Origin of the sequence: uncultured Candidatus Kuenenia sp., assembly GCF_900696675.1 — a bacterium.
Lineage (GTDB): Bacteria > Planctomycetota > Brocadiia > Brocadiales > Brocadiaceae > Kuenenia > Kuenenia stuttgartiensis_A.
Map to the genome: position 1 here is coordinate 11,969 of NZ_CAADGZ010000005.1, position 15,679 is coordinate 27,647.

At 40.7% G+C, this 15,679-nt stretch carries 12 protein-coding genes; 5 read left to right on the forward strand and 7 right to left on the reverse strand.

All coding sequences use genetic code 11. The features are described from left to right. Positions 1-10: 10 nt before the first annotated feature. From QZT26_RS01720 to udp, 3 genes are all read right to left on the reverse strand, one after another. The gene (locus tag QZT26_RS01720; RefSeq protein ID WP_099324115.1) at positions 11-1,576 is read right to left on the reverse strand and encodes a DUF2851 family protein; all 1,566 of its coding nucleotides are present in this window, start codon (positions 1,574-1,576) and stop codon (positions 11-13) included. 2 nt (positions 1,577-1,578) lie between these two features. Then, positions 1,579-2,475, reverse strand: coding sequence for a GTPase Era (era, locus tag QZT26_RS01725; protein ID WP_099324114.1), 897 nt, complete (start codon positions 2,473-2,475; stop codon positions 1,579-1,581). 89 nt (positions 2,476-2,564) lie between these two features. Then, a complete protein-coding gene (gene udp / locus QZT26_RS01730; RefSeq protein WP_099324113.1) occupies positions 2,565-3,344 on the reverse strand; it encodes a uridine phosphorylase in 780 nt (259 codons plus the stop codon). Between the two features lie 394 nt (positions 3,345-3,738). Between udp and hisD the strand changes: the two genes are divergently transcribed. The 3 genes from hisD (at position 3,739) to QZT26_RS01745 (ending at position 6,821) form a co-directional block, all read left to right on the forward strand. Then, complete coding sequence (gene hisD / locus QZT26_RS01735; protein WP_169703824.1) at positions 3,739-5,061, forward strand: histidinol dehydrogenase; 1,323 nt, start codon at positions 3,739-3,741, stop codon at positions 5,059-5,061. A 56-nt stretch (positions 5,062-5,117) separates the two neighbouring features. Next, positions 5,118-6,185: a histidinol-phosphate transaminase gene (gene hisC, locus QZT26_RS01740; protein WP_295100188.1), complete on the forward strand. Its 1,068-nt coding sequence runs from the start codon at positions 5,118-5,120 to the stop codon at positions 6,183-6,185. 198 nt (positions 6,186-6,383) lie between these two features. Then, positions 6,384-6,821 carry a Minf_1886 family protein gene (locus QZT26_RS01745; RefSeq protein ID WP_099324110.1) on the forward strand — a complete coding sequence of 146 codons (438 nt, stop codon included), beginning with the start codon at positions 6,384-6,386 and terminating at the stop codon, positions 6,819-6,821. A gap of 29 nt (positions 6,822-6,850) precedes the next feature. On the opposite strand, the gene QZT26_RS01750 is transcribed toward QZT26_RS01745, so the two are convergent. After that, a complete protein-coding gene (locus QZT26_RS01750) occupies positions 6,851-7,489 on the reverse strand; it encodes an SUMF1/EgtB/PvdO family nonheme iron enzyme (protein WP_295100191.1) in 639 nt (212 codons plus the stop codon). Between the two features lie 272 nt (positions 7,490-7,761). Further along, positions 7,762-8,256, reverse strand: coding sequence for a DUF192 domain-containing protein (locus QZT26_RS01755; protein WP_197705320.1), 495 nt, complete (start codon positions 8,254-8,256; stop codon positions 7,762-7,764). A gap of 260 nt (positions 8,257-8,516) precedes the next feature. On the opposite strand from QZT26_RS01755, the gene tilS reads away from it, so the two are divergent. Next, positions 8,517-9,965 (forward strand): tRNA lysidine(34) synthetase TilS, encoded by a 1,449-nt coding sequence (gene tilS, locus QZT26_RS01760; RefSeq protein WP_099324108.1) that lies wholly within the window; start codon positions 8,517-8,519, stop codon positions 9,963-9,965. Between the two features lie 129 nt (positions 9,966-10,094). On the opposite strand, the gene QZT26_RS01765 is transcribed toward tilS, so the two are convergent. Continuing rightward, positions 10,095-11,927 (reverse strand): tetratricopeptide repeat protein, encoded by a 1,833-nt coding sequence (locus tag QZT26_RS01765; RefSeq protein WP_169703550.1) that lies wholly within the window; start codon positions 11,925-11,927, stop codon positions 10,095-10,097. A gap of 289 nt (positions 11,928-12,216) precedes the next feature. Continuing rightward, positions 12,217-13,632 carry a phospholipase D-like domain-containing protein gene (locus tag QZT26_RS01770; protein ID WP_099324106.1) on the reverse strand — a complete coding sequence of 472 codons (1,416 nt, stop codon included), beginning with the start codon at positions 13,630-13,632 and terminating at the stop codon, positions 12,217-12,219. Between the two features lie 431 nt (positions 13,633-14,063). On the opposite strand from QZT26_RS01770, the gene QZT26_RS01775 reads away from it, so the two are divergent. Then, positions 14,064-15,602 (forward strand): DegQ family serine endoprotease, encoded by a 1,539-nt coding sequence (locus tag QZT26_RS01775; protein ID WP_099324105.1) that lies wholly within the window; start codon positions 14,064-14,066, stop codon positions 15,600-15,602. Positions 15,603-15,679 lie beyond the last annotated feature (77 nt).

Here is a 15,679-nt window from a genome sequence, read left to right on the forward strand (position 1 = left end):
TTTTAATACGTTATTCTTTGTTCATGGCTGCATATAAGGCGCATTTGTTACAACTGATCGTATCGTTTTCACAAAAGTCCTTAAATAGCTGATAAAGCCCTTGCTGTCTTCTTGCGGAATGTATCACTTTATTTGAAACCATTGATGTTCCAAATATACGAGTACCCATAAATTTTGTAACGCTGGTGGAAGGATGAGGTGTGTAGTTTCTGTAAATGTAGTGCAATCTTTCTTCTAATGCCTTGTCGTTATGCTTTCTTGCGTATACGAGCATGACCGGGATGATCACATTAACAAAAATGTTTGATGTCCTTTCTTTTCCAAGGAGTTTTTGCGGTTTGTTCAGCTTCTTGCCACCGGGGGTGTAACGATACGACCAATATGCGTCATGGGTTTCCAGAAAGGGAGAGAGGAATTCATTGACGAATGATTTAAATCCCCGCGTGTTTTTTTTCGTATCATCTCTTTTTTGGAAGATACGCAATATATACCGGAAGAGGCCATTGTCAAGGTGTTCTGATAGGATGTTGGCAATGGCAACAATTCTCCTGTCGGGAAAATTTGCAGGCCTGATCCCTGTATACGACCAGCTTTCCCTGGTCAGGGGCGTCTGATGTATCTTTGGTTTTATGCCCTGCCATGTTGAGAAAATACGGTCAAAATACTGTATGGTTTCATCATCAAATCTTTTTGTCTCCTCCTCATTCAGGGGTAATAATCCTGCCATACCCAGCAACAGGGACTGGGCTATGATTTTTTTCTCCTGAGCAGGAGTATATTCCGGCACAAAAGATTGAATCGTTTCTGCGGTAACGAGTGAGGCCAGCATCAGAAAAGGTTTTTTATTGTTTTTGTATCCCAGCGATTCCATTATTGCTTCATAAAGAACCCGTTCGAAAGGTTTGTTTTCAATCCATTTTTCATATTTTTTTGCCTTTTGAAGGATGCGTTCATCTCCTGCGTAATCAAGAAAACCCCCGATCCATTGTTGTGTTATTTTTTGTTTTCGCATCTCCAGATTGCAATATCCCGGGATAACCTGTTTGTTGCCGATGTAAGAGCCAACATCAATGGTTTCGATTATCTCATCAAGTTCTGCCTCCAGATAGAGTGATAATGTTATTTGTGGGATTACTTTTCCGGAGAAGTTTTTGACGCATCTCCCCTTCAGATCATTCCACATAACCACGTGCAGGCATACGGCATCGTAGGTTTTTTGGTTTTCATGTTTGTGATGTATCCAGTCGGAGGCAAATACATGGATTTCGACACTGCCTCTTATTAACCCCTTTCCCTCCAGAAAAAACTCCGCGTGCTTGAAATCAGGCCCTTCTTCATTGTTCCACCATCCCGGAGAAAGGATTTCCAGGCGGAGGCCATCGTCCGTGCGCAAATTTTTCTTTTCAATGTGCTGTCCGAACCAGATACACCGGACAAGTTCTTCCTTTATTAATTTTTCTGTGCCTTCCAGTATGAAAGAGATGTTTTCATGACGTGCGGCAGCGCTGCACATGGCAACTATATTACGGTAAGCCGTCGAAAAATTTTCTGTGGAAAACGATTCAATATCCAACATTGTTATTGATAACCCAACCTTTTTAACTTATGTGTATCTTTTCGCCATTTCTCCATGACCTTAACGTGCAGTTCAAGAAATACTTCCCTTCCCAGTTGATCCTCGATATCTTTTCGTGCAATGACGCCCACGTGCTTGATTGCCTTGCCCTCTTCGCCGATAATAATTCCCTTCTGCGATTTCCGTTCAACATAAATAATCGCCTTGATATAGTCCCTGCCTTTTTCCCTCTCCTTGAATTCTTCAATTTCCACCGTTGAAGAATAAGGAATTTCTTCTCCATAAAACTCAAAGACCTTTTCCCTGATAATTTCGGCGGCAAGGAATCTCTCATTGTAATCGGTAATAGAATCCTCCGGATACAGCGGCTCGCCTTCTGGCAAATACTGCACAATAAGAGAAAGCAGGCGTTCAAGATTAGTTCCTTCCTTTGCGGAAATGGGAATAATTTCGGAAAACTTCATTAACGTATTATATGAAGCGATAATGGGAAGGAGTTTATCCTTTTCTACCATATCCACTTTATTGATTACCAGCAGTATCGGCTTGTTAAAGGTGGCGAGTTTCTTCACTACATCTCTGTGTATTTTTGCAGGTTGTTTAAAAGGTTCCACCATCATAAGGAGTATATCCGCTTCTTTAATAACACTGTAAGCGGTTTTCACCATGTATTTTTGTAGTTCGTATGTTGGTTCTATAATGCCCGGCGTATCAAAAAAGATAATCTGGTAATCTTCCTTCGTTAATATACCCATAATTTTTTTTCTTGTCGTTTGGGGTTTATGAGTAACGATGGATAATTTACACCCCATATAATTGTTAATGAGGGTGGATTTGCCTACATTTGGCTCCCCTATTACCGCAACATATCCTGATCTGAAATCTTTTTTGTTTTGCATAAATAGCAATCTTCTCTTTTTTCTAAATGTTTATAATAAGATGTTTCGGAAAATAGTACCAACGCAGGACAATGCGTCTCTGTCTGCAATTAACCGGAGAGATCTGTCAGATATTTCAGGGATGCGATTGCCGCCTTAATTAAATGAGTTTCCCCTGTTTTAAGACATTGTTCCGTTATCTTCTCCATGCCTCTTTTATTTACCACCCCGGTAATACATCCCCCTTTCAACCCCATGGATGCGGTCAGGGTTAATACCGTGGACGCCTCCATTTCGTAATTGAGTACATTAAGGGACTGCAATTCCTTTGTTATTCCCTGAAATTTTCTTAAGGTATATTTTCTAAACGAATCGCTTCTTTCTTCGCCCTGATAAAAAGTATCCGATGATGCGGTGATACCGACATGATATTTTATCCGGGAATATTTTGCGCCTTCTATCAGGGAATAAATAATTTCATGGTTGGCAACTGCGGGGTATTCAATGGGGGCATAATGCGTCGATGCGCCATCAAGCCTAACCGCTCCGGTAGTGATAATAACGTCTCCAATATCGATATATTCCTGTATTGCACCTGATGTCCCCACTCTGATAAAAGTTTGTATCCCCAATTGTGCCAACTCGTCTACGGCGATTGATGCGGAGGGACCCCCGATTCCCGTTGAGGTAATGAGGATTTTTTGTCCACTCACCTCAGTAAGATATGAGCAATACTCGCGTTTCCAGGCGAGTCTCTCGTTGCCGGTTCCGTATGTCTTCGAAATGCTCTCTGCAATAATTTGGGATCGAAAGGGGTCGCCTGGCAATAAAGCGATCTTCGCCCCTTGTATGTTTTTGCTATTCAGGTCTAAGTGGTATACATTATCCATGGTACTTGTTTATATGCTATTAGCCTTTATACAAGCGGAATTATTTAAACGTGGGAGAGGAAAATAGCTGAAAATGCCCGATTTAACTTGTTGAGATGTTTGTACAATTTTGCCGGGATTGATCATTTTACCAGTGGCATGGTTGCATTATAGAAACCCTATTTCTGATTTGCAAGCTTATTTGTTTCGTGTAGTAATGGCCGGACTTCTCACTTCAAGATGACAATAATCCGGCATCAGACAATATCCATGAACTACCAGTCCTTGTTGTTGATGAACGTCTTTTCATTTTCCTTGACAACATTTACCATAGTAAATATAATTTTTTTCAATAATTTCTTTCTACGTCTTTATAACACGAGGCCAACGGCCTCGTTAATTTTTTGGATGATGAATGATGCGGATACTTAAAACATGGGAATGCGATGCAAGCCTGGAGATTGAAAAAATCAAACAAGGCTTAGACCCTTTAAACAGTTCTTCAGACATCAGAACAACCGTACTCAAAATCATTCAGGATGTAAAAAAAAATGGCGACAAGGCCATTGCCGCATATGGCAAACGTTTTGACAAGGCACCTCTTTCGCCGGAACAATTCAGGGTAAAAGAAGAGGAAATTGAAGACGCTTATAAATATGTAACCGGTAAATTTATAAAGGCAATACGCCTTGCAATAAAAAATATTCAAACATATCAGAACCATATTCGCATTCAAAACGTAAAACCGCTAAGGTCTAAAGGGGTGATTCTTGACACAATCTATACCCCAATAGACAGCGCAGGGATATATGTCCCCGGGGGGGCGGCTTCGTACCCCTCTACCGTATTGATGAACGCTATTCCCGCCCAGGTTGCCGGAGTGGAGAAAATAGTCATGGTCTCTCCCCCAAAGGAAGACGGAAACATTCCTCCGGAGAGATTGGTGGCGGCAAAAGAGGCAGGCGTTAGTGAGATATACAAAATCGGCGGTGTTCAGGCAATTGCTGCGCTCGCTTTTGGAACGAAAACCATTCCAAGTGTGGACAAAATCGTAGGCCCTGGAAATGTGTTTGTGACGCTTGCCAAAAAAGAAATTTTCGGATATGCGGGAATAGACATGCTTGCCGGCCCGAGCGAGGTGTTAATTATTGCCGATAACCATGCAAACCCATCATATATCGCTTCTGATTTGCTTTCTCAGGCGGAACATACTCCGGGTATTTCTCTTTTAGTCACTTCTTCAAAATTGTTGGCAAAGCAAGTTTTAGCAGAAATAACCCTGCAGATAAAAACACTCAGCCGTTCCGCCGGCACAAATGAATGCCTCAGCAAATATGGAGTAATTTTTATCACAAAAAATATGAACGAATGCATAGCGCTCTCCAATGCCATTGCTCCAGAGCATTTGCAGATTATGACGCAGAATCCAAAAGCCGTGTTATCAGGCATTAAACACGCCGGCGCGGTATTTGTGGGAGATTACACCCCTGTGGCTCTGGGAGATTATATCGCCGGACCATCCCATGTGCTCCCTACCGGAGGCACTGCGCGTTTTTCATCCGGTTTATCGGTAAATGATTTCATTAAGAGGACAAGTGTTATCACCTATTCACAATCAGCGCTGAGGAGCGTACAGCAGGATGTGTCTGAAATTTCAGCATCTGAGGGACTTGATGCGCATGCAAAATCGGTTAAAATCAGATTGGATTCAGGCAGGAAAAAGCCGTCCGTGCGTTGAAAGTAACGTAGTTCTTGGCTCACTATCACTACTGTTTTATTCATTGGAGCATTCTCTTGAGTTATTTTAAAGAACATATTGAAAAAATGACCGGTTATATACCGGGTGAACAACCAAGGGATGGTGTTTACACAAAGCTAAATACAAATGAAAATCCCTATCCTCCGTCACAGCATGTTTTGGAAGCAATACGTAATTCATTAAACGAAACGCTTCGTTTGTATCCTGACCCGGTCGCAATGGCGGCGCGATTAAAAATTGCGGAAGTACTTAAAACAAAACCGGAACGTGTCATGGCCGGGAATGGGTCGGACGATCTTCTTTCTATAATAGTTCGCAGTTTTGCAGGGCATGGTGATAAGATAGTCTTTCCCTACCCTTCCTACATGCTCTATAAAACCCTTTCTGAATTACAAAACGGCGCCGCATGTATTATTGATTTTACGGAAGATTATACCCTCCCTGAAGATTTCATCGTAAAAGGGGCAAAAGTTTCTTTTATCGCAAACCCCAATTCGCCTTCGGGCACAATGATTTCTCCCCGGGAAATATCAAGACTGGCGTCTGAAATTGATGGAGTGCTTGTTATTGATGAAGCATATGCGGATTTCTCCGACGAGAACTGCTTGCCATTGGTAGAAAGGCATGATAATGTACTCCTTTTGCGTACACTCTCAAAATCGTATTCACTTGCAGGCATTCGGTTTGGTTTTTGCGTAGCGCAAGAATCTCTTATACAAGGGATGATGAAGGTAAAAGATTCATATAATGTTGACCGGTTAGGCATAGTAGCCGCAGTGGCAGCTATGGAAGATCAAAAGACCATGATGGAGCATGTCGAGAAAATCATAAAAACAAGAGAGTACCTTACAAAGGCATTGCAGGGAATGGGTTTTTTCATTTATCCATCTCATGCCAATTTTGTTTTAGCCAGATGTATGAAGGGGGTTTCTGCACAGAATTTATATAATGAATTAAAAAAACGGAAGATTTTGGTAAGATACTTTAACATAAGACGGCTTGATGATTGCCTGCGCATTACGATAGGAACGCAGGAAGAAATTGACCTCTTAATAAAAAATCTAAAAGACCTGCTAATTGCCGGAGCAGGAAACATACATTAAATTGTTACAATAATTGTAACTATGTAGCTACAGAGGTGATGTTTTCTAAAAAACTTTGCGGCTCTGTGGCTGAAATGCAGAGCGAAGTGCCACTTCGCTCGTAACTAAGCAATCGCTTAGTTTTACAATGCTGAAAAGTTACCAATAATTAATATTTTTCCCCGGAAATACGGTAAGCTTTTTCTTAGAGAAACGAAAATGAAAAACCCCTGGAACAAAATAAAGGAAATAGAAAAAAAAGACCCGCGCTATTCCCCGATGGCTTATCAATTTGTATTCGAGGCACTGGAATTTACCACAAACATGCTAGGCAAAACTCAATATAAGGCCGCTGATTCAGGCCGTCATGTGACGGGAAAAGAACTTTTGGAGGGGATTAAACGTTATGCTTTGAAGCAATTTGGTTTTATGGCCTTAACTGTATTTGAACAATGGGGTATAAAGGAGGATATTGATTTTGGGAATATCGTCTTCAATCTTGTTGAAAGCGGTTTGATGGGGAAAACAGAAACGGATTCGAAAGATGATTTTAAAAATATTTATAACTTTAAAAAGGTCTTTGATGAAGAGTACGAATTTAAAGGCAACTATGATATCCGGATGTCATTAAGTGCGCTTGGTATCAAAAAAAGTTAAATATCTCATCCCAATATATACTTGGTATTTTATTCAGCGTCTTTTACGCAACGAAAACCTACGTTGTTATCCCGTCCTTCGGGATAACTGCAACTACGATAAGCGCTCCTGAGAATATAATGATGATTCAACCATGAGCCTCCTCTCACTACACGGTATTTTCCTTCTTCATACCAATCCTCGCACCATTCCCAAACATTCCCCGACATATCATAGCACCCATAAGGACTTGCGCCTTCCTTTCTGTCTCCTACCGCCGCCGGGGCGCCGGTATTAGGGTCGAGATTAAATACGGCCAGCGTATGGTCAGGCTGCATGTTTCCCCACGGGTATTCCCTTCCGTCAATCCCCCGGGCAGCCTTGCCCCACTCTTTTTCTTTAGGGAGTCGTTTTCCCGCCCATTTCGCATATGCAACCGCATCACTCCAGCTTACCCCTACCACTGGTTGCAGTGGTTTGTTAAATCGTTCATTATTCCAGAAAGAAGGGTGTTTCGCGCCAGCTTCATCAATAAACTTCTTATATTGGGAATTCGTTATGGGAAACTTATCAATATAAAATGCATCGACATACACAACCTTCCTGTCCTCTCCCATAACAAAATTACCGGCAGACACATACACCATTTCAGAGCCATCTTTTTCGTTAATAATACTTTGCTGTGTCATATGCATATATTTTCTGTAAAAATAGTTAAAATGGAGATTTTTCAAAAACTACATTGTTGCTTAAAATTTCAATTCTTGTAACACTTTAGCTTTTTGAAAAATTCCGGGAAAAAAGAATAACCCCGAAGGGGTAATATGATTATAGAATGTTCGGTGTTTCATGAAAGATAAAATTATATCACCCCTTCGGGGTTAATTATGGGTTTTTTGTATAATTTCTATAATCATTTCATCCCTTCGGGATTATTGGAATTTTTCAAAGAACTAAAGTGTTACCAATTCTTACCATTACGAGATTCTCCATTTGCGATAATGCGCGGTGGCATTTTCACTACATCTCCTTCCCGCACATTATGTATTTCAAACCAATTAGATTTCATTTCCAGGGCGTAGCGAACCTTTTCGCGTGAGTCATGAAGATCGAGGCTCCTGGGTTTCATTGTTTCTATCTGGGTAATCCGTCCATTCTCATCTATAAATGCAACAGAAAGAGGCACATAGGTATTCTTCATCCAGAATGAAAGCCTCTTTTCATCCGGAAAGACAAAGAGCATGCCTTTATTATCTTCTAAGGTATTACGATACATTAGCCCTGCCATGTGTTCTTCAGGGGTAATTGCCAACTCTACCTCTATGTCTGTTCCGGATACCGTTATTTGCTCTGTTTTCTTTTCATGGTTCCCGTAGCAATCATTTTTTATGCAATGGTATACTATAATGCAAAGGGAAAGTACAGCAGGAAAAAAATATTTTAATGTCCTGTTCATACGCATATCTTTTTCTAAACCTGTAATGAAGAAGCAAAAAAACGTCAATACACGGAGATGGATGTAATACATTTGTTTAATTAGAAAATTACTAAAATCAACAATTTCACTATGTATGAATATTTTACGCACCTCACCTGCAAAGTCAATCCATTTCTCTGCTTGATTTATTAGGGGGGAAGGGATATAGTTCTCATCAAATGATGCTTATATCCTATTTTAACCAAAAACAGTAGAATAGTGTCTTCTTCCCATTAATTATGAAACTGTATCCATTTGTCGAAAACATATTCAAAATTATCTGTAAATACCAGCTTATTCAACCAGATGATTCAGTCATTGTCGGTGTTTCCGGCGGGCCTGATTCTGTCGCTCTACTGAAAACCCTTCATTTTCTTAATGCTGCAAAAAACCTGCGTTTGCGATTATATGTGGCGCACCTTAATCATCAGCTTCGTGGTGATTTTTCAGAAGAAGATGAACAATTCGTCCAGGATTTAGCAAACAAACTCTCACTGCCATTTATTTCAAAAAGGGTAAATATCGGAAAGATCGCTTCAGAAACCAAACTTTCGCTGGAAGAAATGGCACGCAAAGAGAGATATACATTTTATTCCGAGGCATCGCAAAACTACAATGTTTCTCATGTAGCAACCGGACACAATGCCGATGACAATGCAGAAACCATTCTCCACAGAATAATCAGGGGAACCGGCGCTCCCGGTCTTGGAGGAATACCCATTAAACGTCTGTTATCTCCGGGTACGCCGCAGTTGATCATTCGGCCTCTGTTATTTGCATGGAAAAAAGAGATTCTCGAATATCTCAATAAAGATAAGACGAAATACCGGGTCGACGCATCTAATTATGAAAAGGAATACACGAGGAACAGGATACGTCATGAACTCATTCCTTTATTGGAACATAAATACAATCCTAATATAAAAAACGCCCTGTCCCGATTATCGCAGATACTTACGATAAACAATGAATACCTCCTTGCAGCATGCGAATCAGTATTTGAAAACGCCATTGTGAAAGAACCAGACAATGCATATGTTCTTAACGCCGGGTTTCTCCTGAAACAACCAAAAATTCTGCAATTCCTGCTGCTGCAGAAATTGTTGCACGTAATGCATATCCCTCTGAAAGCCATACATTATGGACATTATTCCATGATACTCGAAGGTCTGGCGCAAAAAGGGAATGCCAGGAAATTCCAATTACCGGGTAAAATTACCTTACGGTATGAGCGGGGAAGGCTTTTTTTAGAAAAGGGGTTTTCCCGGGAAACATTTACAGAATTACCGGAGATTCCCTTGAAAATACCCGGGACAACCCAAATTGTGGGTCTTGGCAGTTTAACCGCAGAGCTTCCGGAGAGTAAGGATGTGTCGCTCGAAAAATTTATATTAACGAAAACAAGATATGAAGAGATACTGGATTTCGAAAGCGTTAAAGAACCACTTCTCTTAAGAAAGAGAAATAGCGGAGATACCATTTCTCCATTGGGAACTCGGGGCAGTAAGAAAGTGAAAAAACTATTTATCGATAAAAAAATACCCCAGGGAAAACGCAGCCTCATACCTATAATTGCTATGAATAATAAACCGGTATGGATCGTCGGAATATGTCTGGATAACAGCGTTAAGGTTACTGGCAATACAAAAAAAATACTCAAATTAACCTTTCAACCATCCGGAAGCTAAAGTGTTGCGAATTTTGAATTTGTAGTGCTAATCGAAGGCTGGTTTGAAAGTATAAAACGTGTGGTTCAGGCTTCGTAGTGAGCTTAGCCGAAGGGTTACAAAAAACCATTATTATATTATTTGACCATACTATTCACTTACAATCTTCCCGAAGCCGGCATCTCCCTTATATTTTATAAAATCAGGGCTGTTGCGGGCGGCATTCTTATGCAGGGGATTTAATTGCACCGCTTTCTCTAATGAATCAAGGGCTTCTTCTTTTCTTGATAGCAATGAAAGTGCGCAGGCCTTATTAAATAATACTGCGTCAAAATCGGGGTTGATACGTAGTGCGTTGTTATACATTTTTACAGCATCTTCGTGATTGCCAATGTTATCCAGCAAAAGTCCCTTATTGTTCATTGCTTCAGGAAAGTCTGGTTTTAACCGGAGCGCATTGTCATAAGCATCAAGTGCCTCCTGATATTTTCCCATTTCTTCCAATACGTACCCTTTGTAATTAAATGCTTCATATGCATTGCTTTCTAATAACGCCGCTTTATCAAAGGCGGTTAACGCCTCTTCGTATTCATTTAAAAATGAATGGGAAATCCCTTTATTCATCCATACATCAAAATCATCATTTTTAATCCGTAACGCATTATTGTAAACGTTTACGGCGTCAGCATACTTGTTGAGACGGATAAGTGCAATGCCGTTGTTTTGTAACGCTTCCAGTTTGATTTTTGATAAACGGGGAACGTTCACAGCTTCTTCATCAGTAATAATTTGTCCTACCTTTGCAAATGATTCTGTCGCCTCTTCAAGCCACCCCATCCTGGCCAGGGCATTTCCCTTGTTTTTCCAAGCCTCCGCGTAATCCGGCTGCAATTCTATTGCCCGGTCAAATGCCTTTATTGCTTCAACATAGTTTCCGAGGTGAAACAATTCGCAGCCTTTATTCGTCATTGTTTCATACGAATCAGGCTGTATTATCAATGCCTTTTCATATGCAGCAACGGCTTCATCATGTCTTTTTAAACGGGACAAGGTCAACCCCATATTTGTCCATGCCCCATAAGAATCCGGTTGTATCTCAATGGTCTTCTCATATGCTTTCAGGGCATCCTCGTATCTGGACAGTGAGTCCAATGCGAGTCCTTTGCCATTCCATGCTGCATACGAACCCGGGCTCAGCTCAATTGCTTTATTAAAAGCGTCTACGGCCTCTTCATGTTTTCCCATGTCAGCGAGTGTAAAGCCTTTATTCGCCCATGCCGCATGTTCCTTAGGCCTTATTTTTATTGCGGTATCGTATGCATCAATCGCTTCGCCATACCTGCGCAACCTAACGAAACAGTTTCCCTTATTAATCCAGGCTTCATAATATACCGGATTTATTCTTATTGCCTGATCATAAGCTTCCAGCGCTATGCCCCTTTTTTCCGGAATTCTCGCCAATGCCAATCCTTTATTATTCCATGCTTCATATTCATCAGGTTTTAATTTCAGGATAGAGTCATACGTCTTTACCGATGCTTCGATATCGCCTATGTGGTCATGTACGTTTCCCTTGTTATATAAAACCATCAAAGCATCCGGTTTTATTTCTAATGCCTTGTCGAATGCCTTAATTGCCTCATAATATTTTCCTGTGTGGTCTGAAGCCCTTCCTTTCATATACCACGCTTCCCAGTAATCAGGTTTCGATTGAACTGCCATATCAGCGGCTTCTATGGCTCTTTCAAAATCACCCATATAATCAAGTACGGCTGCTTTGTTATACCATGCCTCCGGCGCATCGGGTTTCAGGGAAATGGCGCGTTCGTACTCGTGAAGCGCATCCTGATAGTTCTGTTTATGTATAAGGATATTCCCCTTATTGATACACTCTTCATAATTTTCTTCCCCAAACGCTACTGTGTTTAGCACGGCAAGCATGAAAAAAAGAAGACTTTTTATTATGAATACATTTTTTGCCATAACTACCATCTCCTCATTGCAAAAAACAGAAAGCAACTAAACCACGGATTAATTTAACCGTGTAATGAAATTTCCATATTCGCGTTTATTAGCGTGTATTCGCGGTTACTTTATTAACCGCGAATACACGCTAATAGACGCGAATGAATAACGAATATTTCACCCTGTTAAATAAATCCAGTTTAATTGTTCAATATTCGATTGCCGACTGCCGACTTTCGTATTGGACTCCATCTGAAAAATATCAAAAACAACTTAGTGCTTATGGTGCTCCTGCCCGCATACCATGTTACTTGAAGGTCAATATATCTCCATCTTCTATGATATAAGGGATATCTAATCCCCACCTTTTGGTTAGCATCCCCTGATAGATTACTGTATCACCCTCATTAAATCCCGATACATTATCTATTCTTGATTTTTTCACCTTGAGTTCTAATTTGCACAGGCCGCCCTCCTGTTGTTCAAACCCTATGCGCAAATCGTTTTCTGCCGCCAGATGCTTGTATATGATCTTCCCCATCCAGCTCAGGTATTTGCCCTCAAATTTGTCCCATTTGTCCCTTTTTTGATCTGCGGAAAAACCGCTCTCTTCGCCAAACATACTTTCCAAATCTGCAAGCGTTTCTATTATATATTCTTTTCCGGGTCCCTGACACAAAACTGTCGTATAAGGGTCAGCGGTTAGTTCCTCTTTTGTTAATGGTTTGGAAGTATCGTCTTCAATTCGGATTACATTGCCGTTTTTCAGTTTATAAGGATATACCTTTGTTACCAGCGAAGCAAGTTCTCCTGTGTACGTTACCAGACTGCCATATTTAACATCGGCAAAGTTTTTCTTATGCTCAGGGTTCAGGTCTGTTTCCACACTCGTATGTCCGTGAGTAGTATTCATTAGCCATCCGTTAATAATCGTCCATCCAATATATTTGACCCTTCCGCGCCACTTAACCTTTCTGCCCTCACATTTCCGCCACAAATTTTCCTTTTGATTATCCGACAAATCGCTTATCACCCCAAATATTTTATCAAACTCCTCAAAATTCATATCAATAAAGCCATCCGCATTTTCTGTAATTGTTATGCCATACCCTGAAGCTATCACCTTTCCTTCAACTGCCTTTTTTTCACTGTTTTCAGATACCGCTTTTACAGGTCTCTTTTTCTCTGCTTCTTCCGCAATATACGTCTGTTTTTTAAGAGGAGAGGCTTTACCCTTATGAAATAACCTGTCAAATTCTCTTTGATATTTTACCAATACAGGAGTTTTGTCCATAAAAATGACATTTTCGCAATTAAACCTGCTTGTTTTTTCATGCCAAAGATAAGACCCTGTTGCAAGCAGTTTGGAATCAAAGATGGCATAGTTATTGTTCATAATACCTTTCTGGATCAATATCTTCACGGCAAACCCGTTTTCCCCGCAATATTGTGATAGTATCCCCTTCGAGAGAAAACGTTTTCTGTCAATAACAATCCTTATCTCTACCCCTCTCTCCTTTGCCTTCGCAAGTGCATTTACTATATCGACTGAAGTGATGTTTCTCGTGGCAATATCAATAGATTCGCGGCAAGCGTCTATCTCGCTAAGGATTTTCTCTTTAATTTCATCAGGAGTAAAATAGACTTCAGATGAAAATGCCTTCACCTGAATACACATAAGGATTACAATCCCTGTAATAATAACCGCATGAATCTTTTTCATACCCACACCCTTTCTTAATTTTTTATTAAGGAACAAATGCACATTGTTTATTGTTGAATTCAGCGTATCCGGTAGTTTTAAAATAAAACACCCGAAAGGATTGATTATTCAGATTTCCCCGGAAAGAACGAGGCGACCTGTGCTTACATAAAAAAGCCATACGCGCTGCTTTAAAAATTGATGGTAACAATAGTAGCGAGATGATGTTTGTAAATAATTGAGAATAATATCGGCGCATGTTATCGGAATGGAAAATTATGACTGTTTAGATAATATCAGCGAAAACAGAATAATGCAAGAAATTAGGAAGGCTGTCCGCATCTTTTTGCCCTGCAAGGTATTTTGAATTATATTGACAAAAAACACTGCCTAAAATAGAATTGAAGCTCAGTATTTTATACGTTAGTCATTTAAAAAAAGGGAGCATATAAATGTTGAACAAAGCACGAAGCAACTGTATACGCATACTATGCATTCTGGGGATATTTGCAGGCATAAATTTATGTTTGCCCCAAAAATCAATCATCTTCGCTTCAAATAAGACAAATAGCGACACTTCGGTAGTTGAAGCCGCACAAAGCTTTGAGAAGATTTTCGCACAAGTGGTGGAACAGGTAAAGCCTGCAGTTGTGTCAATAACTTCAGTAAAAAGCTTTAAACACAAAAGAGAACGTCAGCGTGAAATGCCGAGAGACCGTAACCATCCCCAACCTCAACCGAGACAGGAACAGGAGCAATTTCGCGATTTTTGGGATTTTTTTGGAGATGACTTTTTTGACAAGTACTTAAAACCCCGGTATCCTGAAGAAGATTTCAAGGTTCAGGGACTAGGTTCCGGTGTAATTGTTGACAGCGAAAACGGGTATATCGTCACCAATAACCATGTTGTTGAAAATGCTGACGAACTAACGGTTGCCCTCGGAGATAGGCGTGAATTTAAAGGCACAATCGTTGGCACCGATCCGCAAACGGATATAGCAATTGTAAAGATCGAAGGAAAGGATTTGCCTTTTGCAAAGCTAGGGAATTCGGATTCCATTAAAGTAGGGCAGTGGGCTATTGCAATAGGAAATCCCTTTGGTTTATCACAGACCGTTTCCGTGGGCGTTATTAGCGCCATGGGAAGGGCTAATGTTGGTGTTGCGCAGTACGAAGATATGATCCAGACAGATGCAGCGATAAACCCCGGTAATAGCGGAGGGCCGCTGGTCAATTTAAGCGGGGAAGTGATTGGCATAAACACCGCAATTTTTACCAGAAGCGGCGGTTATCAGGGTATTGGGTTTGCCATACCCGTTAATATGGTAAAAATCGTCATGAAAGACCTCATTGAGAAAGGGAAGGTCACGCGTGGTTGGCTCGGTGTTGCGATACAGGATATCAGCCCGGATCTGGCAAAATCATTTGAGGTAGCCATCGCAGAAGGCGTTATCATCAGCGATGTGCAGGAAAATTCCCCGGCAAAAGAAGCAGGTCTTGAACGTGGTGATATTATAATCAAGTTTAACGACAAGCCAATACGGGATGTTAATCACCTGCGCAATACGGTTGCGCAAACGGAAGCAGGCAAAAAAGTGAAGATAACCGTCCTGAGAGAAGGGAATGAAAAAACACTAACAGTAAAAATAGGCGAACAACCTTCCGATTTGTTTGCTTCAGCGCCGGCCGGGACATTGCCGGAAAAAGAACTTGGTATGACGGTGCAAAATATTACAAGTGAAATTGCAAAAAATCTGGGGTTGGAAAATGAAACAGGCATTATCGTCTCCGCGGTACAGCCCGGAGGCCCTGCCGCAATGGTAGGCATAAGAGAAGGAGACATTATCAGGGAAGTTAACCGTAAAAAAATAACTACCGTGGAAGAATTTAACAGCGCCGTGCAGAAGGGTGACAAGAAAAAGGGCATTTTGTTGCTTGTGAAACGCGGCGAATACGCTCAATATATTATTGTAAAATCAGATAAAGAGTAAGAAAACTTCTCCCAGTACAAAAACAAAACAAAAATGGCAATCGTTACGATTGCCATTTTTGTTAACACTTTGGTTTT

Coding starts and splice junctions, on each gene's coding strand:
- QZT26_RS01745 (WP_099324110.1), top strand. CDS start 6,384: ATGAAAAACCCCTGGAACAAAATAAAGGAAATAGAAAAAAAAGACCCG.
- QZT26_RS01765 (WP_169703550.1), bottom strand. CDS start 11,927: ATGGCAAAAAATGTATTCATAATAAAAAGTCTTCTTTTTTTCATGCTT.
- tilS (WP_099324108.1), top strand. CDS start 8,517: ATGAAACTGTATCCATTTGTCGAAAACATATTCAAAATTATCTGTAAA.
- QZT26_RS01770 (WP_099324106.1), bottom strand. CDS start 13,632: ATGAAAAAGATTCATGCGGTTATTATTACAGGGATTGTAATCCTTATG.
- QZT26_RS01720 (WP_099324115.1), bottom strand. CDS start 1,576: ATGTTGGATATTGAATCGTTTTCCACAGAAAATTTTTCGACGGCTTAC.
- udp (WP_099324113.1), bottom strand. CDS start 3,344: ATGGATAATGTATACCACTTAGACCTGAATAGCAAAAACATACAAGGG.
- era (WP_099324114.1), bottom strand. CDS start 2,475: ATGCAAAACAAAAAAGATTTCAGATCAGGATATGTTGCGGTAATAGGG.
- QZT26_RS01755 (WP_197705320.1), bottom strand. CDS start 8,256: ATGAACAGGACATTAAAATATTTTTTTCCTGCTGTACTTTCCCTTTGC.
- hisD (WP_169703824.1), top strand. CDS start 3,739: ATGATGCGGATACTTAAAACATGGGAATGCGATGCAAGCCTGGAGATT.
- QZT26_RS01750 (WP_295100191.1), bottom strand. CDS start 7,489: ATGACACAGCAAAGTATTATTAACGAAAAAGATGGCTCTGAAATGGTG.
- QZT26_RS01775 (WP_099324105.1), top strand. CDS start 14,064: ATGTTGAACAAAGCACGAAGCAACTGTATACGCATACTATGCATTCTG.